The organism is Paracoccus sp. MC1862 (assembly GCF_016617715.1).
Taxonomy (GTDB): Bacteria; Pseudomonadota; Alphaproteobacteria; order Rhodobacterales; family Rhodobacteraceae; genus Paracoccus.
In genome coordinates this window covers 804,804-827,769 of sequence record NZ_CP067225.1, presented here as the reverse complement: position 1 = coordinate 827,769, position 22,966 = coordinate 804,804, and the positions used below count along the sequence as shown (strand labels likewise).

The 22,966-nt window shown below is 67.1% G+C and carries 29 protein-coding genes; 9 read left to right on the top strand and 20 right to left on the bottom strand.

Translation table 11 applies throughout. The features are described from left to right. Positions 1 to 103 precede the first annotated feature (103 nt). The 5 genes from JGR78_RS04165 to JGR78_RS04145 all read right to left on the bottom strand — a co-directional run bounded on the left by JGR78_RS04165 (position 104) and on the right by JGR78_RS04145 (position 3,781). Positions 104 to 550, bottom strand: coding sequence for a hypothetical protein (locus JGR78_RS04165; RefSeq protein WP_182792405.1), 447 nt, complete (start codon positions 548 to 550; stop codon positions 104 to 106). Continuing rightward, positions 523 to 1,215 (bottom strand): TonB-dependent receptor plug domain-containing protein, encoded by a 693-nt coding sequence (locus JGR78_RS18560; RefSeq protein ID WP_182803161.1) that lies wholly within the window; start codon positions 1,213 to 1,215, stop codon positions 523 to 525. The genes JGR78_RS04165 and JGR78_RS18560 overlap by 28 nt, the downstream gene beginning before the upstream one ends. A gap of 488 nt (positions 1,216 to 1,703) precedes the next feature. Next, positions 1,704 to 2,690: a tripartite tricarboxylate transporter substrate binding protein gene (locus JGR78_RS04155; protein WP_182792403.1), complete on the bottom strand. Its 987-nt coding sequence runs from the start codon at positions 2,688 to 2,690 to the stop codon at positions 1,704 to 1,706. A 114-nt stretch (positions 2,691 to 2,804) separates the two neighbouring features. Next, on the bottom strand, positions 2,805 to 3,092 hold the full coding sequence (locus JGR78_RS04150) for a GNAT family N-acetyltransferase (RefSeq protein ID WP_182792402.1): 288 nt from the start codon (positions 3,090 to 3,092) through the stop codon (positions 2,805 to 2,807). Further along, positions 3,089 to 3,781, bottom strand: coding sequence for a protein-L-isoaspartate(D-aspartate) O-methyltransferase (locus JGR78_RS04145; protein ID WP_182803159.1), 693 nt, complete (start codon positions 3,779 to 3,781; stop codon positions 3,089 to 3,091). Before JGR78_RS04145 ends, JGR78_RS04150 begins: the two co-directional genes overlap by 4 nt. A 131-nt stretch (positions 3,782 to 3,912) precedes the next feature. On the opposite strand from JGR78_RS04145, the gene JGR78_RS04140 reads away from it, so the two are divergent. Continuing rightward, complete coding sequence (locus tag JGR78_RS04140; protein WP_182792400.1) at positions 3,913 to 4,155, top strand: BolA/IbaG family iron-sulfur metabolism protein; 243 nt, start codon at positions 3,913 to 3,915, stop codon at positions 4,153 to 4,155. Between the two features lie 28 nt (positions 4,156 to 4,183). Further along, positions 4,184 to 4,546, top strand: a complete 363-nt coding sequence (gene grxD, locus JGR78_RS04135; RefSeq protein WP_182792399.1) for a Grx4 family monothiol glutaredoxin — start codon at positions 4,184 to 4,186, stop codon at positions 4,544 to 4,546. A gap of 52 nt (positions 4,547 to 4,598) precedes the next feature. Here grxD and JGR78_RS04130 read toward each other — a convergent pair whose 3' ends face one another. Together JGR78_RS04130 and JGR78_RS04125 are read right to left on the bottom strand one after the other, a co-directional pair. Next, on the bottom strand, positions 4,599 to 5,285 hold the full coding sequence (locus JGR78_RS04130; RefSeq protein ID WP_182803157.1) for a phage holin family protein: 687 nt from the start codon (positions 5,283 to 5,285) through the stop codon (positions 4,599 to 4,601). 4 nt (positions 5,286 to 5,289) lie between these two features. After that, positions 5,290 to 5,703 carry a YqjD family protein gene (locus tag JGR78_RS04125; protein WP_182792397.1) on the bottom strand — a complete coding sequence of 138 codons (414 nt, stop codon included), beginning with the start codon at positions 5,701 to 5,703 and terminating at the stop codon, positions 5,290 to 5,292. Positions 5,704 to 5,912: 209 nt separating this feature from the next. On the opposite strand from JGR78_RS04125, the gene JGR78_RS04120 reads away from it, so the two are divergent. Both JGR78_RS04120 and JGR78_RS04115 read left to right on the top strand, forming a co-directional pair. Beyond that, complete coding sequence (locus tag JGR78_RS04120) at positions 5,913 to 6,470, top strand: HdeD family acid-resistance protein (protein ID WP_182803155.1); 558 nt, start codon at positions 5,913 to 5,915, stop codon at positions 6,468 to 6,470. Positions 6,471 to 6,482: 12 nt separating this feature from the next. Beyond that, entirely contained in the window at positions 6,483 to 7,472 is a 990-nt protein-coding gene (locus tag JGR78_RS04115; RefSeq protein WP_182803153.1) for an MBL fold metallo-hydrolase, read from the top strand. 4 nt (positions 7,473 to 7,476) lie between these two features. Here JGR78_RS04115 and cls read toward each other — a convergent pair whose 3' ends face one another. The 4 genes from cls to JGR78_RS04095 all read right to left on the bottom strand — a co-directional run bounded on the left by cls (position 7,477) and on the right by JGR78_RS04095 (position 11,083). Continuing rightward, the gene (cls, locus tag JGR78_RS04110; protein ID WP_200559442.1) at positions 7,477 to 8,934 is read right to left on the bottom strand and encodes a cardiolipin synthase; all 1,458 of its coding nucleotides are present in this window, start codon (positions 8,932 to 8,934) and stop codon (positions 7,477 to 7,479) included. A 75-nt stretch (positions 8,935 to 9,009) separates the two neighbouring features. After that, positions 9,010 to 9,831 carry a formate/nitrite transporter family protein gene (locus tag JGR78_RS04105; protein ID WP_182803149.1) on the bottom strand — a complete coding sequence of 274 codons (822 nt, stop codon included), beginning with the start codon at positions 9,829 to 9,831 and terminating at the stop codon, positions 9,010 to 9,012. A gap of 159 nt (positions 9,832 to 9,990) precedes the next feature. After that, positions 9,991 to 10,584 carry a peptidylprolyl isomerase gene (locus JGR78_RS04100; protein ID WP_182792392.1) on the bottom strand — a complete coding sequence of 198 codons (594 nt, stop codon included), beginning with the start codon at positions 10,582 to 10,584 and terminating at the stop codon, positions 9,991 to 9,993. Next, positions 10,577 to 11,083, bottom strand: coding sequence for a peptidylprolyl isomerase (locus JGR78_RS04095; protein WP_182792391.1), 507 nt, complete (start codon positions 11,081 to 11,083; stop codon positions 10,577 to 10,579). Before JGR78_RS04095 ends, JGR78_RS04100 begins: the two co-directional genes overlap by 8 nt. Before the next feature lie 170 nt (positions 11,084 to 11,253). On the opposite strand from JGR78_RS04095, the gene pgk reads away from it, so the two are divergent. Continuing rightward, on the top strand, positions 11,254 to 12,456 hold the full coding sequence (gene pgk, locus JGR78_RS04090; RefSeq protein WP_182803147.1) for a phosphoglycerate kinase: 1,203 nt from the start codon (positions 11,254 to 11,256) through the stop codon (positions 12,454 to 12,456). Positions 12,457 to 12,515: 59 nt separating this feature from the next. On the opposite strand, the gene JGR78_RS04085 is transcribed toward pgk, so the two are convergent. Beyond that, positions 12,516 to 12,740 (bottom strand): hypothetical protein, encoded by a 225-nt coding sequence (locus JGR78_RS04085; RefSeq protein WP_182803144.1) that lies wholly within the window; start codon positions 12,738 to 12,740, stop codon positions 12,516 to 12,518. A 170-nt stretch (positions 12,741 to 12,910) separates the two neighbouring features. Here JGR78_RS04085 and JGR78_RS04080 point away from each other — a divergent pair, with 170 nt between their 5' ends. From JGR78_RS04080 to ftsY, 3 genes are all read left to right on the top strand, one after another. Beyond that, complete coding sequence (locus tag JGR78_RS04080; RefSeq protein WP_182803142.1) at positions 12,911 to 13,840, top strand: class I fructose-bisphosphate aldolase; 930 nt, start codon at positions 12,911 to 12,913, stop codon at positions 13,838 to 13,840. 88 nt (positions 13,841 to 13,928) lie between these two features. Next, on the top strand, positions 13,929 to 14,609 hold the full coding sequence (locus JGR78_RS04075; protein ID WP_182803140.1) for an MOSC domain-containing protein: 681 nt from the start codon (positions 13,929 to 13,931) through the stop codon (positions 14,607 to 14,609). Positions 14,610 to 14,767: 158 nt separating this feature from the next. Beyond that, the gene (ftsY, locus tag JGR78_RS04070; RefSeq protein WP_182803138.1) at positions 14,768 to 15,853 is read left to right on the top strand and encodes a signal recognition particle-docking protein FtsY; all 1,086 of its coding nucleotides are present in this window, start codon (positions 14,768 to 14,770) and stop codon (positions 15,851 to 15,853) included. Between the two features lie 115 nt (positions 15,854 to 15,968). Here ftsY and JGR78_RS04065 read toward each other — a convergent pair whose 3' ends face one another. The 5 genes from JGR78_RS04065 to hisS are packed head-to-tail and all read right to left on the bottom strand — an operon-like array spanning position 15,969 to position 19,862. Next, positions 15,969 to 16,253, bottom strand: a complete 285-nt coding sequence (locus JGR78_RS04065; protein ID WP_182803136.1) for a DUF2171 domain-containing protein — start codon at positions 16,251 to 16,253, stop codon at positions 15,969 to 15,971. Positions 16,254 to 16,313: 60 nt separating this feature from the next. Further along, positions 16,314 to 16,586, bottom strand: coding sequence for a hypothetical protein (locus JGR78_RS04060; RefSeq protein WP_182792384.1), 273 nt, complete (start codon positions 16,584 to 16,586; stop codon positions 16,314 to 16,316). A gap of 50 nt (positions 16,587 to 16,636) precedes the next feature. Beyond that, complete coding sequence (hisG, locus tag JGR78_RS04055; RefSeq protein WP_182792440.1) at positions 16,637 to 17,323, bottom strand: ATP phosphoribosyltransferase; 687 nt, start codon at positions 17,321 to 17,323, stop codon at positions 16,637 to 16,639. Then, on the bottom strand, positions 17,317 to 18,381 hold the full coding sequence (locus tag JGR78_RS04050; protein WP_370576431.1) for an ATP phosphoribosyltransferase regulatory subunit: 1,065 nt from the start codon (positions 18,379 to 18,381) through the stop codon (positions 17,317 to 17,319). Before JGR78_RS04050 ends, hisG begins: the two co-directional genes overlap by 7 nt. After that, a complete protein-coding gene (gene hisS, locus JGR78_RS04045; protein WP_182792382.1) occupies positions 18,381 to 19,862 on the bottom strand; it encodes a histidine--tRNA ligase in 1,482 nt (493 codons plus the stop codon). The genes JGR78_RS04050 and hisS overlap by 1 nt, the downstream gene beginning before the upstream one ends. Before the next feature lie 49 nt (positions 19,863 to 19,911). Between hisS and JGR78_RS04040 the strand changes: the two genes are divergently transcribed. Beyond that, positions 19,912 to 20,112 (top strand): SlyX family protein, encoded by a 201-nt coding sequence (locus tag JGR78_RS04040; protein ID WP_182792381.1) that lies wholly within the window; start codon positions 19,912 to 19,914, stop codon positions 20,110 to 20,112. Here JGR78_RS04040 and JGR78_RS04035 read toward each other — a convergent pair. The 3 genes from JGR78_RS04035 to gatB form a co-directional block, all read right to left on the bottom strand. Beyond that, positions 20,091 to 20,264: a hypothetical protein gene (locus JGR78_RS04035; protein WP_182792380.1), complete on the bottom strand. Its 174-nt coding sequence runs from the start codon at positions 20,262 to 20,264 to the stop codon at positions 20,091 to 20,093. The two genes, JGR78_RS04040 and JGR78_RS04035, sit on opposite strands and share 22 nt — an antisense overlap. A 424-nt stretch (positions 20,265 to 20,688) precedes the next feature. After that, complete coding sequence (locus tag JGR78_RS04030) at positions 20,689 to 21,309, bottom strand: DUF4177 domain-containing protein (protein WP_182792379.1); 621 nt, start codon at positions 21,307 to 21,309, stop codon at positions 20,689 to 20,691. A 78-nt stretch (positions 21,310 to 21,387) separates the two neighbouring features. Next, complete coding sequence (gene gatB / locus JGR78_RS04025; RefSeq protein WP_182803134.1) at positions 21,388 to 22,902, bottom strand: Asp-tRNA(Asn)/Glu-tRNA(Gln) amidotransferase subunit GatB; 1,515 nt, start codon at positions 22,900 to 22,902, stop codon at positions 21,388 to 21,390. Positions 22,903 to 22,966: the final 64 nt, after the last annotated feature.

Below are 22,966 nucleotides of genomic sequence, written 5' to 3'. Positions count from 1 at the left end.
CAAACCAAGCGACAGACAGCATGAAGAACTACCGCAGCGCATGATTTCCGCATCACCTGCGACGGCTGAAAGCCCGGTCGGGCCGATCATTCGAGAAGCCCCCTCAGAAGCGGGTCGCCAGGCCGATCTTGAACAGGCAGCCGTCCTCGCGATAGTCCACCTCCGCCTTGGGCTGGTCGTCGGACAGATTGCCGACGCTCGCATGGAACAGCGTGCCGTCGGTCAGATCGCAGCACGCGGCCACGTCCACCATGTAACAGGGATCACTGTTCTGCCCGTCTGGGACTGAGGGCTGCTTGCCCGGACCCAGATCCATGTCATCCTCGACCACATGACCGGCCCGCTTGCCGACATAGATGACCTGACCCGACAGGTTCAGCCGGTCACTCGCCTGCCACGCCAACCGGGTGGCGACGTTCCATCCGGTCGTCGTCGCCATCGGATGGGCGGTGTCGAAATCACCATGCTCGAACTCGGTTTTCGCGATCCAGATGTCCGAGGTCGTCCACAGCAGGTCGTCGTTCAGGTAATGCTCGCCCCCGAACTCCATACCCGAGGTCTTGCCATGGTCGAAGTTGTCGCGTTCAAACAGGGGACTGCCGTCGGGCGTGAACTCGCCGGTGCGCCGGACGCCAGCATGTCCTTGATGTCGTTGTGGAAGGCGGTGATCTCCCAGCCTGTGTCCGCACCCTGATAGTTCAACCCGATCTCGCAGTTGTCCGAGGTCCTGGGGTCAGTCCGGGTCGCCGATGATCGTGCGAGGTTGCGCAGGTCGAGCGCGCCCGGCCTGCCGAGAGGCTGAGGTTGTCGCGCGGCGGCCCCGAAACATGGGTGCCCTTCCTGGTGATGATGTTGATGACCTTGCCCATCGCGTCCGAGCCGTGAAACGTGGACATCGGTCCCAGCACGACCTTGATGCAGTCTCTGGCGTCTGGCGGGACGATCTTCAGGTCGCCTCCATAAGCTCCGGGCGAGGGTGTTGCGGGTGCTGACCCGCTTGCCGTCGATCAGCCTCAGCGTGCGGCTGCTGGAAAGGCCCCGGAAAGACACGCCCGAGTTGCCGTCGTTGCTGCAAGTCAGGTTCCGCCTCGGCCTAGTCAGCAGCAGGTCGCGAATATCGCGTGCGCCGCTGGTCTGGATCACCTTCTGGTCGATCACCGTGATCGAGGAGGGGGCGTTCTGCACCGAGGTCGCGATGGACGGGATCGAGGTCATCAGGATCTCGTCCAGCGCGATGTTCTCGACGACTTCCTGCGCATGGGCGACAGGCGCGCAGACGATGTCAGCGCCGTTACGGAAAGAAGAGGCGAGCGGAGGCGGCGATCAGGGGCATCGCGATGCGGCATGTGACAACCTTCGACATGGGTAAAGATTCTGCCTGAGTGATGACGAAGATCGCCGGATGCCTTGGTAATTCAGTCTGCTTCTGGCAGGGTCAGCTCCGGTGAAGGTCGAAATCCATAATAAAAACAGTATGATGCCAAATCAGTCACATCAGCGCGGGGATGCTGAAGATGACCCTTCATGGGCAATGGACGTTTCGGCAAGGCTGCTGCGGTGAAGGTCCGCGCTGCCCCGGGCCGAGCGTTCCTCCGCATTGCCTAAGATCGCGAAGGCGGCCATCCAGGGCATACAGGGGAAACCCGGGGGCCGTTGTCCCTTCCCGAAAGATCGCGGTGCCATCGGTCCGCTACGGCGAAGGCTCAGTCGGCTGCGGCGATCCTGTCGATCATCGTGCCCCAAAGGACTGTGTCGGCCTCGATCCGCGCGGCCAGGTCGGCGGGCGTGCCGCCCTGGGCCTGCCATCCCGTCCCAAGCAGTTCTTCCTGCAGGGCAGGATCGGCAAGGATGTCGTTGATCATGGCATTCAGTCGCCGGATCACCTGGGGGTCGGTCCCGGCGGGGGCGATGATGGCGTTCCACAGCTCGGCACCGAAATCGTCGGGCAGGCCCGCCTGCCCCGCCATCACCGGCGCTTCGGGCATCTGCGGGGAGGCCTCGGCACAGGTGGCGCCAAGGATTCGCATCGTGCCGGACTCGACATGGGGCAGCGCGGCCGAGGGCGCCATGAAGCCCGCCTCGATGGCGTTCTCGAGGATGGAACTGGTGACCTCGGCGTAGCTGGCAAGGGGGACATGCCGCATCTCGATGCCCGCCGCCGCTGCGAAAAGCTCGGCGGTCAGATGGGCGGCCGACCCTTGCCCGACCGAGCCGTAGCGGATCGTCCCGGATTCGGCCTGCGCGGCCCTGACGAAGCCGGAAACATCCGTGTAGGCAGCATCAGTCGACACCGCCAGGACCAGCGGCGAGGTCGCGATCAGCGCCACGGGCGCGATGTCGGCCACCACGTCATAGCCCGGGTCCGACATCAATCGCGGAGAGGCTGTCAACGGCCCGTTGCTGGTGATCGCGAAAGCGTGGTTGTCAGGAGATGCGGCCAGCATCTGCCGGATGCCGGCGACACCGCTCTCGCCCTCGTTGTTCTCGACCACCACCGGCTGCCCCAGCCGCTTGGACAAGGGCCCGGCGATCAGCCGGGCCAGCGTGTCGGGTGACGAACCCGTTTGAAATCCGACATGAAGATGCACCGGGCCGGTCGGCCACGATTTTTCATGCGCCGTGGCGGCAATCGGCGGAAGGGCAAGAGCCAGAGCGGCGGCCAGGATGGTGCGGCGGGTTGAAATCAGCATCGGTCGGTCCTGAAGTCGTCAACGCCCGGTTGCGCGCGGCAGGACTGGGCGGGCGGACCCTCGGATATTCGGGATGAATGGGTCAACCCTCGAAGCGCGGAAAACTGTTTGCGTTCAATGCGGCAGAATGTCGTGCCATTCCGGGTGGCGGCGGAACTGCGCGGCGGCAAAGCTGCAAAGCGGCAGCAGCCTGCGCCCGTTCGCGCGGGCGTCCTCGACGGCGCGGGCCACCAGCGCCTGCCCGACCGATTGGCCGCGCAGCTCGGGCGGGACAAAGGTGTGGTCGATGATGTCGATGCTGTCCGACGCGGTCCAGGTCATCTCGGCCTCGGCGCCGTCCAGCCGGGCGACATAGCGTCCGCCCTTGTCGCTTTCCTCGCGTTCGATCTGCAATCCGGTCATTGGGATGTCCCTTCGTTTCTGCGATGTTCATGTGGCAACCGGATGTCCTCGGTGAATCCCTCGGCCCCGATGAGTGGGACAAAGGCGACGGCCCCAAGGTCATCCCGTTCGATGCCTCCCCGGGTCCGACGCAGGCGCAGCAGCCGCTGCATCGCGTGTCGCGGCCCGACCGGCATCACCAGCCGACCGCCCGGCGCAAGCTGCGCCAGCAGGGCGGGCGGCACCTCGGGTCCGGCCGCGGCGACCAGGATCGCATCGAACGCGCCCTTTTCGGGCCAGCCCCGCGAGCCGTCGTCATGGCGGATCTCGATGTTTTCATAGCCGAGCCGCGCCAGCCGCTCTCGCGCCGCCGCGGCCAGCGGTCCGATGCGCTCGACGGCTATGACCTCTCGCGCCAGCCTGCCGGCCACGGCGGCGGCATAGCCGGAACCCGCGCCGATCTCGAGCACGCGGTCGTCCGGGCTGATCTCGGCCGCTTCAAGCATCGCCGCGACGATATAGGGCTGCGAAATCGTCTGCCCCTCGCCGATCGGAAGCGGGCGGTCGGCATAGGCATCGGCGCCGCTGCCCGGCACAAAGGCCTCGCGCGGGACATGCCGCATCGCCTCCAGCACCCGGGGGTCGCGGACGCCGCGCGCCTCGATCTGGATGGCGACCATCTGCAGCCGTTCCTGTCTGCGGTCCGACATCGTGCAGCCTTCCATAACCCGGTGACACGGGATCAACGACCGTCCGGCCGCCGCGTTCCCGGCGCGCCCCTTGCACCCCCCCTCCCTCCGGCCTAAGTCAGACGGCAGCAGAGGAACCCGGAGGTTGTGACATGGCGATCGAAGCCTACGAGATCGAAACGTTGATCCGCGAGGCTTTTCCGTCGGCCCAGATCACGATCACCGACCTTGCGGGCGACGGGAACCACTATGCCGCCGAGGTCGTCGATGAAAGCTTCCGCGGCAAGAACCGGGTCCAGCAGCAGCGCATGGTCTATGCCGCGCTGAAGGGCCGCATGGACGGCCCGACCGGGGCGCTGCACGCGCTGGCGCTGACGACCAAGGCACCCGACTGATCGCAACTTGCTTGGGGACATACCCGAAATGACCGACACCCGCACCGCAATCCAGGAACTGATCGACAACAACGATGTCGTGCTGTTCATGAAGGGCACGCGCGAGGTTCCGCAATGCGGATTCTCAAGCCGCGTCGCTGGCGTGCTGAACTACATGGGCGTGGCCTACCGCGACGTGAACGTGCTTTCCAGCGACGACATGCGGCAGGGCATCAAGGATTTCTCGGACTGGCCGACCGTGCCGCAGCTTTACGTCAAGGGCGAATTCGTCGGCGGCTGCGACATCATCACCGAGATGACGCTGTCGGGCGAACTCGACCAGCTTCTGGATCGCACCGGGGTCGCCTATGACAAGCAGGCTGCCGACAAGATCCGCGAAGCCAATAGCTGAACAGGATTTCCGCAGGAAAAAAGGGCCGCAATCCGCGGCCCTTTTTCATGTCTCAGACGTAGCGGTCGTCGTCGCGGTACTGGTCATCGTCGTCATACGGGTCGTAATCGTGGCGTTCGTCCGACTGGCGGCGGCCCTTGACCCGGTTGGCGATGGCGATCCCGATCGCGAAGGCGCTGAGCAGCGGCGGTATCGTGGCCATGTCCGAATGCTTGACGCGGTCCACGGTGTTCTGCGCCTCGGCCAAGAAGCCCGGCGTCAGACCGACCTTCTGTGCCGCCTGCCCGGCGACATTGCGGGTGAACCCCTGGACCTTCGCCTCGGCGTCGCTGGCGAACTTCTCGGCCTTGTAGGCCGCATTGTCCATCAGCGTGTGCACCTTGTTCTCGACGGTGTCCACGACCTCGGTCGCCTTGACGCGGGCCTTTTCCAGCGCCGCGTCGGTGGCGAGGCTCAGCCGCGTCTCGACCTCGGCCTTCAGCTCGTCGGTGCTGGGCACCGGGTGCTCGACCTTCTTCGACATCGACAGAAGCACGACGCCGAGGATCACGAACAGGAGGCCGATGGCAAGCGAGGCCCCCAGCGGGCCCCAGCCGAGGTTGCGCGCAAGGAACGTCCACAACGCCGCCAGCAGGAAGCCCGCCGCCAGTGCGAAGACGGCGCCGGCGGCCGCCTTCATGGCGACCCTCCGGCCCGCGTCGCTCAGCGCGAGCTGCATGTTGCGCGCGTAATCGAACATCGGATCAGCGACGCGCGAGGATCAGGCCGACGAGAAAGCCGATGCCGGCCGCGATGCCCAGCGCCTGCGCGGGCTTGCGGCGGACCATGTCCGACATCTCGTCGTAATAATCGCCGGCATATTCCGCCACCTCATGGGCGCGGCGCTCGCCTTCGCGATACAGGCGGTCAGCCTCGGACTTGGCGCGGTCCACATACTCGGCGCCACGCTCCTTGGCCGTGTTTGCCACGTCAGCGGCGACGCTCTTGATCTTGTCGGCGTTGGTGTTGCCGGTGGCCTCGTTCCACGCGTCCTTGGCGTCGTCGGCCAGCTTGTTGACGCCGTGCTTCACATCCTTGGCAGTATCCTGCGCGGCGTCCTTCACGTCCTTGGCGGCCTGGTTCATGTCGTTCTGGGCGTTGGTGGGGTTGTTGGCCATCTTCGGTGTCCTTTCGAAAGGGCAGTTGCTTATGGCACCTGAACAAACCCCGCCGGGGTTTCGTTCCATGGTCGTGACGAAGATCGGGATGCCGCGATCCCCAAGGGGTTGGAACGCCCCGACAGTTCTCATCGTTGATCCTGTGACAGCCTGCAGGTTGCCGACGCCCTTGTATCCTGCAGCATGAACATGAAGGGAGTCCCCGGGCCATGACCGACATCACCGCCAACGCCGAACGCGACACTGAGACGCTGCGCAGCAGAAGGGGCTGGTTCATCGTCCTGGGCATCGCGCTGATCGCCCTCGGCATCATCGCCTTCGCCAACCTGTATGTCGCCACTGTCGCCACCGTCTATTATGTGGGCATCCTGATGATCGCCGGGGCCGTGGCGCAGATGGTCATGGCCTTTGGCGTCAAGGGCTGGACACGGGCGATCTTCCTGATCGGCGCGGCCATCCTTTACGGGCTGGCGGGGCTCTTCGCCTTCATGGACCCGCTGCTGGCCTCCACCGTCATCACGCTGCTGCTGGCGGCCATGCTGATCGCCTCGGGGATCGTGCGGATCGTGCTTGCCATGCGTGAACGGCCGCGCAGGGGCTGGGGCTGGGTGCTGGCAATGGGCATCCTCAGCATCATCGTGGCGCTGGTCGTGATGGCCGGATGGCCGGTCAACAGCCTGTGGATTCTGGGGCTGTTCCTGTCGGTGGACCTGATCTCGCAGGGTCTGGGCTGGCTTTTCGTGGGCATCGGCCTCGGCCGGGTCTGAGGCCCCCCGCCCATGCCGCGCAATCCGTTCTACAGTGGCCCGGTGTCCGACCATTTCGACGGGCTGCGCTTTCATTCCCCCCGGGAACCCGAGGCCAACAGCCTGCTTGAGCTTGCCTGGATGAACGCGGTCAAGACGGCGCGCTTCTGGCCGCCCGTCACCCCCGAGCCGCGCTTCGACCGCCCGCCGCAGCGGCATGGCGGGCTGCGGATCGCGATGATTGGCCATGCCAGCCTGCTGGTGCAGGTGGCGGGGACGAACCTGCTGGTCGACCCCGTCTATGCCGACCGGCTGGGACCTGTCCCCGGCACCGGCCCGCGCCGGGCGCAGCCGCCGGGCATCCGCTTCGACGACCTGCCGCCGATCGACGCGATCCTGCTGACCCACAACCATTACGACCACATGGACATCCCCGCGCTGATCCGCCTGTCGCGCCGGTGGGAGCCGAGGATCATTGCGCCCCTGGGCAATGACGTGCTGATCCACCGCCATGATCCGGGCGCCGGGGTCGAAGCCTATGACTGGGGCGAGACGGCCGTGTTGTCGCCCCGCCTTGCCGTTCATCTGGAACCGGCCTTCCACTGGTCGGGGCGCGGCGTGGCGGACCGGCGGATGACGCTGTGGTGTTCCTTTGTCCTGACCAGTCCCGGCGGGGGCGTCCTTTATCATGTCGGCGACACCGCCTATGGCGACGGCAGCATCTTCCCCCGTATCCCGGAACGCTTCGGCTGGCCCGACGTGGCGATCCTGCCCATCGGCGCCTATGAGCCGCGCTGGTTCATGCAGGCTCAGCATGTCGATCCGAACGAGGCCGTGCAGATCATGCTGGATACCGGCGCCCGCCGCGCCTTTGGTCATCACTGGGGCACCTTTCAGATGACCTACGAGGCGCAGGAAGAACCCTGCCACGAACTCCGCCGGGTGCTGGACGCCCGTGGCCTTCCCCGCCGGTGCTTCCAGCCGCTCAGCCCCGGCGAGGCGGTCGAGCTTCCCTGGCGCTGAGCCGTCACATCAGCGGGGAAAACAGCCGCGCGACCGAATCGCGAAAGCGCAGCGCGGCGTTGCGGCTGCGGTATTCCTCGGCCGTGAAGGCGCGGCAGTGCCTGCTGTCCTCAAGGAACGCCCTTTCAAGCTGTTCCGACAGCCCGGCGTCATAGATCACCGCGTTCAGTTCATAGTTGATGCTGAAGCTGCGGATGTCGATGTTGGCCGAGCCGACCGAACAGACCACCCCGTCGGTGATGACCGTCTTGGCGTGCATGTAGCCCGGTTCATACAGCAGCACGCTGGCGCCCGAGGCGGCGATCTCCTCCATGTAGGTGTTGGCGGCCCAGTAGGGCACATGCTGGTTGGTGCCGCGCTCGCTGATCATCACCCGCACGTCGACGCCCGACAGCGCCGCCGCCTTCAGCGCCTCCGAGATGCTGGTGTCGAGGATGAAGAAGGGCGACTGCATGTAGACGCGCTTGCGGGCGCTGGTGATCATGGCGAAGTAAAGCTGGCGGATCGCTTGCCATTCGGAATCCGGCCCCGACAGCGTCATCTGCACCGGCAGATGCGCATCGGCCAGCCGGTCGGGCGCGGGCGAGAAGTTTTCGGGCCGGAAAAGGTCCTCGCCGGTGGCGTTGTGCCAGTCCACGGCGAAAACCGCCTGCAGCAGCGTCGCGGCCGAGCCCACGACGCGGATGTTGGTGTCGCGCCAGGTCTCGAAGCCTTCGGGCGGCCTGATATGCTCGCACCCGATGTTCAGCCCGCCCGTGTGGCCGACCACCCCGTCGAAGACCGCGATCTTGCGGTGGTTGCGATAGGAAATGGTGTGGACGCGCCATAGCTTCGAAAAGGGCTCCATCCTGATGCCCGCCGCGCGCATCTTCCTGATGAGACGCCGCTTGAGCATGAAGAGCGAGCCGACCGGGTCGTAGATGATGCGCACATCCACGCCCTCGGCGGCCTTGGCGGACAGGATCTCGTAAAGCTCGTCGGCCAGCGCGTCGGTGTTCCAGCTGAAATACTGCAGGTGGATGGACTGGCGTGCCGCCTTCATGTCCTCGATCAGCGGCGGATAGGCCTCTTTCGCGTCATGCAGGATGCGAACCTCGTTGCGGGTGGTGATCGTCGAATGGCTGGTGTTGTAGACAAGCTGCGCCAGCGTGCGCCCCGACCCGCCGTTCGCGTCCATGCGGGCCACCGCCCGCTCGTGTTCCGGCGCGAGTGCCGCGAATACCGGGTTCAGCCGGTCGGCAAGTTCCTGGCGCATCAGGTTGCCGGTCTGGCCGAAATCCTGGTGCTTGCGCCCGAACAGCAGGTAGACGACCACGCCGAGGCCGGGCAGAACGAAGAACAGCAGCATCCAGGCGAAGGTCGCGCTGGGGCGGCGGTTCTCTGAGATGATGTAGGTCACGGTGACGACGAGATAGCCGGCGAAGGCTACGGACAGGATGGTGGTCATCGTCGCCTGCATCATGTCTTTCCTGATGTTCCCGCCGGTTCATATTGGCGGCGCGCCGGACCAAGGGCCAGCGGCTTCTGGCGGCGGAACTCAGCCGTCGCGGTCATAGGCGAACCAGTAGCAGCCGGCGATCAGCCCGCCGCCCACGATGTTGCCCAGCGTGGCCCAGAACAGGTTGGCCGCCATCCCGCCCATCCCCAACGAGGGGTCGGCCCCGGCGGCGGGGTCCAGCCACATCACCCCCAGTCCCATCGGGATCAGCGACATGTTGGCGACGGAATGTTCCAGTCCCGCCGCCACGAAGGCCGCGATCGGCGGCACCAGCGCCAGGATCTTGCCCTGCGTGGTGCGGGCGGCATAGCTCATCCACACCGCAAGGCAGACCAGCATGTTGGCCAGGATGCCCGAGGCGAATGTCGCCCCCGCCGACTTGGCCGTCTTCTGCCCGGCGACCTCCAGCGCGGCCGAGGCCAGCAACCCCTCGCCCGCCTCATGCCCGCCGGCGGCGATGAACAGGACCACCACGAAGACCGAGCCCGCGAGATTGCCGGGCCATGCCAGCGCCCAGGCGCGCCCGATCGCGGAAAACGAGGACTGCCCCTTGAACAGCCGCCCCAGCATGAGGGTGTTGCCGGTGAACAGCTCGGCCCCTGCCACCAGCACCAGGATCAGGCCCAGCGAAAAGGCAAGTCCCGCCCCCACCTGCAGGATGCCGAAGGGAACCGACCCTTCGGGAACCGCCATCACCACGAGAAAGGCGACCGAGCCGAAGGCGATGAACACGCCGGCAAGAAACCCAAGCACCAGCGTTTCCGCAGCCCCGAGATCAAGCGCATCCCCATAGCTGTCACGGGCTTCCGCCGGCAGATCGGGTGGCGCATGGTCGTCGATCTTCTTTCCGGCTTCGCTCACCCTCTGTCCTCCTTGGCCTCTGGTCCGAACCGATGGCGGGGAAGAGGGTTCCGAGCGGATGAGGCCGCTGGCGCGCATGTGAGGGAAAGACCGGGATTTTCCGTGGCGCGCGCCACCCGGAAACGAAGAACCCCCGCCGCGGCGGGGGTTCCATGGGGATCACTCGGCGATGGTGACGCGCGCCATGTAGTCGGGTTCTTCGACCGCGCCATTGGCGTTCGAGTCGCCCTTCTTGATCGCGTTCAGCACGTCCCAGCCTTCGACAAGCTGGCCCACCACGGTGTATTGTCCGTCAAGGAACGGCGCCGGGGCAAGGTCGATGAAGAACTGGCTGTTGGCGCTGTCCGGGTCCTGGCTGCGGGCCATGCCCACGGTGCCGGCCTGGAAGCTTTCGTCATTGAATTCGGCCTTCAGGTCCGGCAGGTCCGACCCGCCCATGCCGGCGCGAGAAAGGTCCGCGCCCTGCTTGCCGAATTCGGTATCGCCTGTCTGGGCCATGAAGCCGTCGATCACGCGATGGAAGACGACGCCATCATAGGCGCCCTGCTGCGCCAGTGTTACCAGCCGCTCGACATGGTTCGGGGCCTTGTCGGCCAGCAGGTCCAGCACGATCGTGCCCTTGGCGTTGCCGGCGGCATCCGCGACCTCGATCACCATGTTGGGACCGGGACCATCGGTGGCCTGCGGGGCGTCCTGCGCGGCGGCCATGCCCCCGGACAGGATCAGGGCAGAAGAGATCAGCAGCTTACGCATCGGCGGCAACCTTCATCGAGATCATGCGGTCCGGGTTCGCCGGCGGCTCGCCGCGGGCGATCTTGTCCACGTGCTCCATCCCCTCGATCACCTGGCCGTAGACGGTGTATTGGCCGTTCAGGAAATCGTTGTCCTTGAAGTTGATGAAGAACTGGCTGTTGGCGCTGTTGGGGCTCTGCGACCGCGCCGCCCCGATGGTGCCGCGGGCGTGCGGCAGTTTCGAGAACTCGGCCGGCAAGTCCGGCATGTCCGACCCGCCGGTGCCCGCACGGCCGGGGTTGTAGTCCTTTTCCATGTTGGCGTGCTGGACGTCGCCGGTCTGGGCCATGAAACCCTCGATCACGCGGTGAAAGGCCACGTTGTCGTATTTGCCGGCGCGGGCCAGTTCCTTCATCCGGGCTGTGTGCTTGGGGGCGACGTCGGGCAGAAGCTCGACCACCACGCGGCCGTCCTTCAGCTCGATGATGATCGTGTTCTCCGGGTCCTTGATCTCGGCCATCGGGGTTCCTTTCGTTTCTGCGGCGCCGGTCTAGGCGGGCCGCGGCACCGACGCAACGCCTGACGCCCCGCATGGGTCCGCCATGGACAGGGGCGGTTGACGCAGAGTTGACGCGCCGTCACCCTTTGGCGACAAGCACGGACAAATCCTCAAGGCAGGAAGGATGCCCGATGGCGCGCTTCAATACCATTGACGACATGGACCTGGATGGGAAGGTCGTCCTGACCCGCGTGGACGTGAACGTGCCGGTCGAGGGTGGCCGAGTCACCGATGCAACACGGATCGAGAAGATCGTGCCGACCGTCAAGGCGATCCAGGGCAAGGGCGGCATCCCCGTCCTGCTGGCCCATTTCGACCGGCCAAAGGGCAAGCGCGTCGATGAGATGAGTCTCCAGCAGATCCTGCCCGCGCTGGAACAGGCGCTCGGCCAGCCCGTCGCCTTCGCCGATGAGGCGATCGGCGGCGATGCCAAGCGCGCGGTCGCCGCGCTGAAGCCGGGCGACGTGCTGCTGCTGGAAAACACCCGCTTCTATCCGGGAGAGGAGGAGAACGACCAGACCTTCACCGCCTCGCTGGCAGCGCTTGGCCAGGCCTATGTGAACGACGCCTTCTCGGCCGCGCACCGGGCCCATGCCTCGAGCGAGGGGCTGGCGCGGCTGATGCCCTCCGGGGCCGGCAAGCTGATGGAGGCCGAGCTGAACGCGCTGGACGCCGCGCTGGGCACGCCCGAGCGACCGGTCGTCGCCATCGTCGGCGGGGCCAAGGTCTCGACCAAGCTGGACCTGCTGTCGAACCTGATCTCCAAGGTCGATCATCTGGTGATCGGCGGCGGCATGGCCAACACCTTCTTGGTGGCGCAGGGCATCGAGGTCGGGAAAAGCCTGGCCGAGCGCGACATGGCCGACACCGCCCGCGAGATCCTGTCGCGGGCGCAGGGAGAAGGCTGCACCATCCACCTGCCGGTCGATGTCGTGATCGCCCGCGAGTTCGCCGCCAACGCCCCCAGCGAGGTGGTCCCCGCCAACGCCTGCCCCGCCGATGCGATGATCCTCGACGCAGGCCCGCAGACGGTGGCGAAGATCCGCGAGGTCTTCGGCCAGTGCCGGACGCTGATCTGGAACGGCCCCCTGGGCGCGTTCGAGATCGAGCCCTTCGACGCCGCCACCACCGCCGCCGCGAAGGTGGCCGCCGAGATGACGCGGGCGGGCCAGTTGATCTCGGTCGCGGGCGGCGGCGACACGGTCGCGGCCCTGAACAAGGCCGGGGTAGCGGGTGACTTCACCTTCATCTCGACCGCGGGCGGTGCCTTCCTTGAATGGATGGAAGGCAAGGACTTGCCCGGCGTGGCCGCGCTGATCGCTTCGAAGCGCTGAGAACGGCTGCCGCAAGGCGCAAGGGCGGCCCGGCGGCCGCCCTTTTCATGGATGGTGGATCAGTTGCTGGCCGGCGGCGCTGCGTCCGTGCTGGTGGCGCTGTCCGACTGCAGGGCGTCGGTGCCGGGCGCGATGATCTCGACATCGCCGGTCTCAGGGTCGCCGCCCATCGGCGCGAACAGCAGTAAGGCGACCACCGCCAGCCCGATTGCGACGGCGATGGCCCAGATCGCCGGCCGATGGCGGCGGGCGGAACGCCCTGGAATGTTGTCGTTGTGGGACATGGGATGCCTTTCTTCCCGATGGCTCTGCTTTCGGCACGGTAACGTTGCTCGAAGGCGCCCCGTTCCGCCCGCCGATCCGTGCGGAACGGACCCGTTAGCGCAACCGCCCTTTCGTTCCCGCACTTGTCTGATATGGGAACGCCGACAATGACCAACGCGGAGCCAGCCCGATGCAGATGACCGACACCGTCAAGAAGATCCTTGCCAATTACGAGAGCGAGAACCCCGGGGTGAAGGGCAACCTGGCCCGGATGCTGATGACCGGGAAACTCGCCGGCACCGGCAAGATGATCATCCTGCCCGTGGACCAGGGCTTCGAGCACGGGCCGGCGCGGTCCTTTGCCAAGAACCCGCTGGGCTATGACCCCCATTACCACTACAGGCTGGCGATCGACGCGGGGCTGAATGCCTATGCCGCGCCGCTGGGCATGATCGAGGCCGGGGCCGACACCTTCGCCGGTCAGATCCCGACGATCCTCAAGTGCAACTCGGCCAACTCGCTGATGAGCGACACGGCCGGCAAGAACCAGGCCGTGACTGCCACCGTGCGGGACGCGGCGCGGCTGGGCTGCGCGGCCATCGGCTTCACCATCTATCCCGGCTCGGACATGGCGCTGGACATGTTCGAGGAGATTTCCGAAATGCGGGCCGAGGCTGCGGCCTATGGCATCCCGACGGTGATCTGGTCCTATCCGCGCGGCGAGGCGATCAGCAAGGACGGCGAAACCGCCATCGACATCGCGGCCTATGCCGCCCAGATCGCGGCGCTGCTGGGCGCCCATGTCATCAAGATCAAGCTGTCCACCGACCATCTTGAGAACAAGGACGCGAAGAAGGTCTACCAGGATCAGGGCATCGACATTTCCACGCAGGCCGCCCGTGTGCGTCACTGCATGGACGCGGCCTTCGGCGGCCGCCGGATCGTGATCTTCTCGGGAGGTGCTGCCAAGGGTTCGGACGCGGTCTACGAGGATGCCCGCGCGATCCGCGACGGCGGCGGCAACGGCTCGATCATCGGCCGCAACAGCTTCCAGCGTTCGCGCGAGGATGCGCTGGAGATGCTGGGCAAGCTGGTCGACATCTATCTCGACAAGGCCTGATCGCGACCGGCACGGGGCTTTGCCCCGCCGCCGGACCAAGGCATGAAGGGGCGGCGTAACCTGCCGCCCCTTTTTCACGAGCGTTCCGATGATCCCTCTCGGCCCCATCCGCATCGGCGCGGTCGCGCCCATCGCGCCGGGCGTTCTCAGCGCCATCGGCAAGCATCCCATGGACCAGCCTCTGTGGCTGGGGACCGAGGGCTTCGAGGGCAACAGCCAGGCCGACCCCCGCCACGGCGGGCCTGAGAAGGCTGTCCATCACTATGATGCGGGCCACTATCCGTCGTGGCGCGCGGATCTGGGCGACCTGCCGCAACTCGCCCCCGGCGGCTTCGGCGAGAACCTGTCGAGCCTCGGGCTGACGGAATCCGGCGTCGCCGTGGGCGACCGCTTCCGGCTGGGGGCCGCGCTGATCGAGGTGTCGCAGGCCCGCCAGCCCTGCTGGAAGCTGAACATCCGCTTTGGCATTCCCGACATGGCCCGCCGCGTGCAGGACAGCGCCCGCACCGGCTGGTATTACCGGGTGATCGAGCCGGGCATGGTCGCGCCGGGCGACGGGCTGGTGCTGGCGGATCGCTGCGCCCCCGACTGGACGTTGGACCGGCTGTGGCGCGTCCTTTACCGCGACCGGCTGAACCGGGCGGAACTGGCGGCCATGGCGGAACTGGCAGTGCTGTCCGAAGGCTGGCGGGCGCTGGCCCGCCGGCGGCTGGACAACATGGCGGTCGAGGACTGGACCGCGCGGCTGAAGGGCCAGCGCGGCGGGTAAACGCGCCATGCTGCGGGGCCCGTGATGATTCGCCGAAGGTCTATGCAGGGCGCCCACGGTTCCTCTTGCTCAGGATGAGCTTCGGCCACCCCGGCGCTGCCCTTCCCCTTTCGCGCCCGAAGCCCTAGTTTCCGCAGCACAACGAAAGGTGGCCCGGCATGTCGTTCTTTTCCAAGCTGCGCGAGCGTCTGACGAAGTCCTCGTCGAAGATCGGCGGTGGACTTGACAGCCTTGTCGCGGACCATGCCGACCAGTCGCCCCCGCCCGCCGAGCAACCCGCCCCGCGCAGGATCGAGCCTGTGCCCGCCGCCCCCGCTGCGTCTCCGCAGCCCGCAGCCGCCCCCCAGCCCGCCGAATCCCGCCCCGGCCTGATGGGCCGCCTGTTCGGCCGCACCGAGACCGTCCCTGCCGAGGCGCGGCGCGAGCTTGACGATGCGATGCTGGAGGAACTGGAGGACATGCTGATCTCGGCCGACATGGGCACCGAAACCGCGCTGCGGGTGACCGCGAACATCGCCGAAGGCCGCATGGGCCGCCGCATCAGCGCGACCGAACTCAAGCAGGCCTTGGCCAACGAGGTGACGCGGATCATGACCCCCGTCGCGCGTCCGCTGCCGCTGTATCCGAAGAAGCCGCAGGTCGTACTGGTGGTGGGCGTCAACGGTTCGGGCAAGACGACCACCATCGGCAAGCTTGCCAGCCAGCTCAAGGCCGCCGGCAAGAACGTCGTGATCGCGGCGGGCGACACCTTCCGTGCGGCGGCGGTCGAGCAGTTGCAGGTCTGGGGAAGCCGCGCGGGCGTGCCGGTGATGGTGGCGGCGCAGGGCTCGGACCCGGCGAGCCTCGCCTGGGACGCGATGACGCGGGCCGAGGCGGACGGGGCCGACCTGTTGCTGATCGACACCGCGGGCCGCTTGCAGAACCGCGCCGACCTGATGGAGGAACTGGCCAAGATCGTCCGCGTCATCCGCAAGAAGGATCCCTCGGCGCCCCACAACACCCTTCTGGTGCTGGACGCGACCACCGGCCAGAACGCGCTGAGCCAGGTGGAAACCTTCCGCAAGCTCGCGGACGTGTCGGGACTGGTGATGACCAAGCTGGACGGCACCGCGCGCGGCGGCGTGCTGGTGGCGCTGGCCGACAGGTTCGGCCTGCCGATCCATGCCATCGGCGTGGGCGAGCAGATCGACGATCTCGACGCCTTCGAGCCGAGCGAGTTCGCGCGGGCGCTGGTGGGCCTGTAATCTCAGGCAGCAGCACGGACCCTGAAATCGCTGCCGCGCGGCAGACGGGGCATCTTCCGCCACCGTGACGCAGGGGCGGAACCAGCCGGCACCTGCGCGCCGGCCGTTCTTGCAATCACCGCTGGCTGTTGTTTTCGCCCAGCTTTACGGGCGAGCCATCCTCTTCCTCGAACAACTGCCCGGCATTTGCGGCATCCGCCGAAAGCCACAGCTTGCCGCCCTCCGTGGAGGTCACGGCCGACAGCTGCACATAATGGTGGTGCTTGTCGTCCTGCCCATGCTCTTCGTCCTTGCGGACCATCTTGATGCGGTCGCCCTCGACCCCATCGACCTTGCCGACATGGACTCCGTCGGCGCCGACGACCTCCATGTGTTCCCTGATCTCGCTTGCTTCGACCATGACGGTCTCCCTTTCCGGCTGTGACGCGGGCCAACGCGCGAGAACGGGAAATGGTCCCTTTCAGTCGAAGGGCGTGGTCAGCTCGGTCACCCCGGTCTGCTTTTCGTAGATGCAGATCACTCGCTCGACACGCTCCTCGGCCTGCAGGGTGACGAGGGCCGCGGCGAAGCGTTCGGACCCGAAGGGGTTGACCTCGATCGTGGCGGCCGCGCCCTCGGGCAGCAGCGCACGGCACTTGGTTGCCACGTCAGCGCGCATCTCGGCCCATGCTTCTTCCGTCGAGGCATGAGCCGAAGTGGCAAGCAGCATGGCAAGCAGGACGAGGTGACGCATGGCGGCTCCTTCGGCACACGAACGCGGCGGGAAGCAGCGGGGTTGCAGGCTCAGCCCTGCGCGATGCCCAACCGCAGCGCAAGCTCGCGCATGGGCGCGGTCCCCGCGGCGGCGCGGTTGGCGAAAAGCGTGGCCTGGCTTGCATGGACCAGCGCATCGGGCAGGATCTTCAGGTGGTTCGCCCGCAGCGTCTCTCCGGTCGAGGTGATGTCGGCGATGGCCTCGGCGGTCAGGTTCGCCACGGTGCCCTCGGTCGCGCCCTGGCTGTCCACAAGCTGGTAGTCGGCGACCTCGTGTTCCGACAGGAAGGCGCGGACCAGCCGATGATACTTGGTGGCGATCCGCAGGCGGAAGCCATGGGCGGCGCGGAAGTCGCGGGCGATGGCGGCGAAATCGTCCAGGCCCTCGCAGTCGCGCCAGCAGGCGGGCACAGCCAGCACAAGGTCGGCATGGCCGAAGCCCATCGGTGCCAGTTCCACCACGTCGGACCGCCAGCCGGCCAGCTTTTCGCGGACGAGGTCGGAGCCGGTCACGCCAAGCTGGATGCGCCCGGCAGCGAGTTCGCGCGGGATCTCGCCCGCCGACAGCAGCACCAAGGACAGACCCTCGACGCCTTCGGCGCGGGCGGCATATTCGCGGTCGGACCCGGTGCGGGCCAGGCGGATGCCGCGCGCGGCGAACCAGTCGAAGCTTTGCTCCATCAGGCGGCCCTTGGACGGCAGGCCCAGCTTCAGCATGGCGCGCATTCCAGTTCCGTGACAAGGCCCGGACGGATGATGCCGCCGACGGCGGGGATCGCCTCGCCCTGCCCCAGCACCTTTGTCAGCGCGTCATAACGGCCGCCCGAAGCGACGGGCGGCCAGTCGGGACGCCCCTCGGCAGTGAAGGAGAAGGTCATGCCGTCGTAATATTCCATCGTCCGCCGTCCATGGCTGGTGTCGAAGCGGACCGTGGCCGGATCGATGCCGCGGGCTGCGATGGCCTTCAGTCGGGCGGCCAGCCGTTCCATCGCTTCGGCGATGGCAGGGATGTGGTCGGCCAGGACGCGCAATTCATCCACCGCCGTGGGCGCGGGGCCGGCAACGGAAAACAGCCGGTGCAGTCGTTCGCGCCATTCGGGGGCAAGCGGCGGACCTTCGGCGGCGGCCTCAAGCCGGGCAATGCGGGCCGCCATCTCGGCTTCGGTCCGCAACCCGGTCCAAGGGGCGCTGTTGACGGCGAAATGCCGGGGCTGCTCGACCTTTGAAAAGCGGTCGAGCAGGCGCTCGAACCTTTTGGGCCGCCAGATGTGATGCGCCAGCATCGCTCGGCGCGGGGCCGACAGCGGCAGGCCCGCCACGGCATCCAGCAGCAGATCCATGTCGCCCATCGTCGCCGTCAGGCCGCATGGGGCAAGAAGACAGTGGAACAGCGCGAAGACCTCGGCATCGGCGTCGGGGTCGCGCGAGAACAGCTCGAACCCGGCCTGCAGGGATTCGTTGTCGCGGGGGTTGGCGGGCCGGGTGTCGCCGTGGTCCTGCTTGCGGAAGACCTCGCCCAGATAGCAATAGCGGGCAGGTTCCGCGCCCTGCGCCATGTGCATCCGCACCACGGGCACGGTGAAGTCGGGGCGCAGCACGACCTCGCCGCGGATCGGGTCGGTGGTGAGGTAAGCGCGGGCGCGGATGTCCTCTCCGTACAGGTCCAGCAGGGTATCGGCGGGCAGCAGGATGTCCGGGGCGACCTCGACCGCGCCAGCCGCGCGGAAGGCGTCGAGGATGCGCCGGCCCACCGCCGCCTTGACGGTGCGGGAGATCATCGCGTCAGCATCTCGCGGACGGTGGCGACCAGATTTTCGCGCGGAACCTCGACCTGCGCGGGCTGGGATTTCCATTCCTCGACCGAGGCTTGCGTAGCGATCTTTGCGCCGAGAATGAGGTTTTTCACCTGCACGACATTCTGCGCCGCTTCGTTCGCGCCCTGGATCACGGCCACGGGTGCGCCGCGCCTGTCAGCATACTTCAACTGATTGCCGAAGTTCTTTGGATTGCCAAGATAAACCTCGGCCCGGATACCTGCAGCGTGCAGTTCCGACGCCATGGCCTGATAGTCGGCCATCCGGTCGCGGTCCATGACGGTGACGACGACCGGCCCCGCAGCCTCGGCCCCCGCCAGCCCCTTCTCGCGCAGCGCGGCCAGCAGCCGGTCCACGCCGATGGAGATGCCCGTCGCGGGCACTTTCTGCCCGGTAAAGCGCTCGACCAAGTCGTCATAGCGCCCGCCGCCCGCGACCGAGCCGAACTGGCGCTTGCGGCCCTTGTCGTCGAGGATCTCGAAGGTCAGTTCCGCCTCGAACACCGGGCCGGTGTAATAGCCAAGGCCGCGCACGACCGAGGGGTCGATGACGACCCGATCCGCGCCCATGCCCATGGCGTCCAGCATCGCAGCGATCTGGGCCAGTTCGTCCACGCCCTCGGCCCCTGTGGCCGAGCCGCCGACGGCCGCCCGCAGGTTCTCCAGCGTGGCGGCGTTGTCGCCGCCCTTCGAGGTCAGAAAGCGGAGCACCGGCTCGGCCTGCGAGGCGTCCAGACCAACGCCCTCGATCTCGGCCCCCGAGGCATCAAGGCGCCCGGTGGTCAGCAATTCGCGCACGCCGGTCTCGCCGACCTTGTCGAACTTGTCGATCTGGCGCAGCACGTCCGCCGCCTGATCGGGCTGGACGCGCGCAGCCTCCAGCACACCGTTCAGGACCTTGCGGTTGTTTACCCGCACCAGATAGTCGCCGCGGGCGATCCCCGCGGCTTCCAGCGCATCGGCCAGCATGGCGATGATCTCGGCATCCGCCGCGACGCTGGCCGCGCCCACGGTATCCGCGTCGCACTGGTAGAACTGCCGGTAACGCCCCGGCCCCGGCTTCTCGTTACGCCAGACCGGTCCCATCGCATAACGGCGGTAGGGCGAGGGCAGATCGTTGCGATACTGCGCCGCGACCCGCGCCAAGGGCGCCGTCAGGTCATAGCGCAGCGCCAGCCAGTCGCCCGCGCCGCCTCCGGGGACCGCTTCCTCCTGCCAGGCGAAGACCCCGGCGTTGGGGCGGTCCACGTCGGGCAGGAACTTGCCCAGGGCCTCGACCGTCTCGACGCCGCTGGTTTCCAGCGCCTCGAAGCCGTGCAGGTGGTAGACGGCCGCGATGCGGTCCAGCATCGCCTTGCGTTCCGTGACCTCCGGCCCGAAATAGTCGCGAAAGCCCTTGGGGGTCTCGGCGCGCGGGCGGCGCGGTTTCTGTTCCTTGGCCATGGGGGATCTTCCTTCAGGTCGCGGGCATCGCTTAACGGAAGGGTGCGGCATGGACAAGTTGCAGGCGCTGGAGGAGCGGATCGCCCATCTTCAGCGCAGCGTCGAGGACCTGTCAGACGTGGTCACCCGGCAGGCGGCCGAGATCGCCCGCCTGTCCCGCCATGTCGGCCTGCTGATGGAACGCGAGGCCGGGCGCGAGGCCGACGAGGGCACCATCCCCCTGGCCGATCAGCGCCCCCCGCACTGGTAGCGGTCGCGGCGCAGTTGCTGCCATGCCAAGATCGGCGCCACCAGCAGCATCAGGCAGACGAAACCGGCGACCATGGGGATCTCGGGCCAGCTCAGCGAGGCGGGGACGGCAGGGCCGAGCCGCTCGGACATGATGCGGGCGACCAGCGCCATAAGGATATAGCCCCGGTGCTGGCAAGGATCAGAACGGCGGCAAAGCCCTGGGCGACCGACAGGACGAAACGCGTGGGCGCCCCCTGTCGCACAGCAGGGCGAACTGTCCCGCGAACAGCGCCCTACCAGCGTCAGCGCGCCCAGTTCCGCGAGCGTCACCAATACCTGCCGCCACTGCAAGAATCGACAGCGCCGAACGCATATCACCGAGGATCGCGTGCAGTTGCGGCAGAACCGCGTCGGGGAAGAACGCGGCCGTCTTCCAACTGGCCGGAATACCGGCAGATGGCGCAGTTCGTGCCGGCCCCGTTGCCGTCGGCGATGAACAGGATCACGTTCCTGGCGCGGTTCACAACGTGCCGGGAGGTCCGGCAGGAGCGTGACAGGGCCGCGACGGCTGCGTGACGGCGAAATTCCGTCCGGATCAGCGTTCGGCAGGACCCAGTCGGCCGCCATTCCCCGGCATGGGTTCCGAGAAGATGCCGCCCGTGCGGGTTTCCGGCCGCTGTGCGGAAAGCGGCGGGCGCTGGACGAAGGGCGGCGCTTCGGCCGAAGCCTCGGCGCGGTCGGGGTCAAAACCCGGCTCGTCATAATCGTCCACCCGCGCGGCTTCCGCCCTGGCGGGTTCGGAGCGCGCGGTCTCGGCAGCCCCATCGCCGTCCGGCCAGTCAGGCGGAGGATCTGCCTGAACCGCCGCCTCGGGCGCCTTTGCCGCCGGCTGCACGGCAGCCAGAGGGCGCAGGGCGGGTCCCGCCTCGTGCGAGGCCGCAAGCGGCCGCTGCGTGCCCACGTCCTGCTGCACCTGCGCGGGGGCGAGCGCGCGGCGGAAGACCAGCAGGTTGTGGTAGACGGTCGTGCGGCTGGTCAGGCCGCTGCGTTCCTCGCAGGGCAGCGTCTCGGCGCGGACATATTCCCAGCCCGCCTGCGCCATCCGGTTGATCTCGGTCGCCAGCGCATGGGCGAAGCGGTCGGCGCCGCTGCGGGCGCCGCGGATCTTCTCGCCCCGGTTCGGCGCGGGCAGGACGGTGTATTCATAGGCTTGCATCGCACGCTCCTTGCGCCCCGGTCGCGTCAGTTTTAGCCGAACGCCCTTTTCCTCGCCAGCGTTGCAGATGGCCGGGGCTCAGAGCCCGAGCTTTTTCGCCACCAGCTCATTGACCGCCGCGGGATTCGCCTTGCCGCCGGTGGCCTTCAGCACCTGCCCCGTGAACCAGCCCGCAAGCTTGGGGTTCGCCTTGGCCTTTTCCACCTGCGCCGGATTTGCGGCGACGATCTCGTCCACCGCCGCCTCGATGGCGCCGAGGTCGGTGACCTGCTTCATGCCCCGCGCCTGCGCGATTTCGGCCGGGTCGCCGCCTTCGGTCCAGACGATCTCGAACAGATCCTTGGCCATCTTGCCCGAGATTTCCCCGCTGGCGATCAGGTCCAGCACGCCGCCAAGCTGTGCCGCCGACACCGGGCTTTCGCCGATGGACAGCCCCTGCTTGTTCAGCCTGCCGAACAATTCGTTGATGACCCAGTTCGCGGCCTGCTTGCCGTCGCGTCCACCGGCGACCGCCTCGAAGAAATCGGCGTTCTCGACCTCGGCCGTCAGCACGCCCGCGTCATATTCCGAAAGGCCGAGGCCCGTGACGAAGCGCGCCTTCTTCTCATCCGGCAGTTCCGGCATCGAGGCCGCGATGTCGTCCACCCAGCCCTGCTCGATTTCCAGCGGCAGCAGGTCGGGGTCGGGGAAGTAGCGGTAATCATGCGCTTCCTCCTTCGACCGCATCGAGCGGGTCTCGCCTTTGTCGGGATCGTAGAGGCGGGTTTCCTGCACCACCGTGCCGCCGTCCTCGATGATGGCGATCTGGCGGCGGGCCTCGTATTCGATGGCCGCCTGGATAAACCGCATCGAGTTCATGTTCTTGATCTCGCAGCGGGTGCCGAGGACCGAGAAATCCCCGGTCTCGATGAAACGCTCGTAATCGCCGGGCTTGCAGACCGACACGTTCACGTCGGCGCGCAGGTTGCCGTTCTGCATGTTGCCGTCGCAGGTGCCCAGATAGCGCATGATCTGGCGGAGTTTCGCGACATAGGCCGCCGCCTCCTCGGGGCCGCGGATGTCGGGACGGCTCACGATCTCCATCAACGCGACGCCGGTGCGGTTCAGGTCCACGAAGCTTAAGCTCGGGTCCATGTCGTGGATCGACTTGCCGGCGTCCTGTTCCAGGTGGATGCGTTCGATCCTGACGCGGCGGGCGATGCCGGGGGCCATGTCCACGATGATCTCGCCCTCGCCCACGATGGGGTGGTAAAGCTGGCTGATCTGGTAGCCTTGCGGCAGGTCGGGGTAAAAGTAGTTCTTGCGGTCGAAGGCGCTGAACAGGTTGATCCGCGCCTTCAGGCCCAGCCCGGTGCGGACCGCCTGCGCCACGCAGAATTCGTTGATGACCGGCAGCATCCCCGGCATCGCCGCGTCCACGAAGCTGACGTTCGAGTTGGGTTCCGCCCCGAAAGCCGTCGAGGCGCCGGAAAACAGCTTGGCGTTCGAGGCGACCTGCGCATGGACCTCAAGCCCGATGACCAGTTCCCAGTCGCCCTTGGCCCCGGCGATGACCCTGGGTTCGGGGGCGGTATAGGAAAGGTGGTCGAGCATGGTGGCCTCCGGCAGTGTTGCGGTGGTTTCTATTGCCGGGGCCATTTGGAGACAAGGGCCGCCT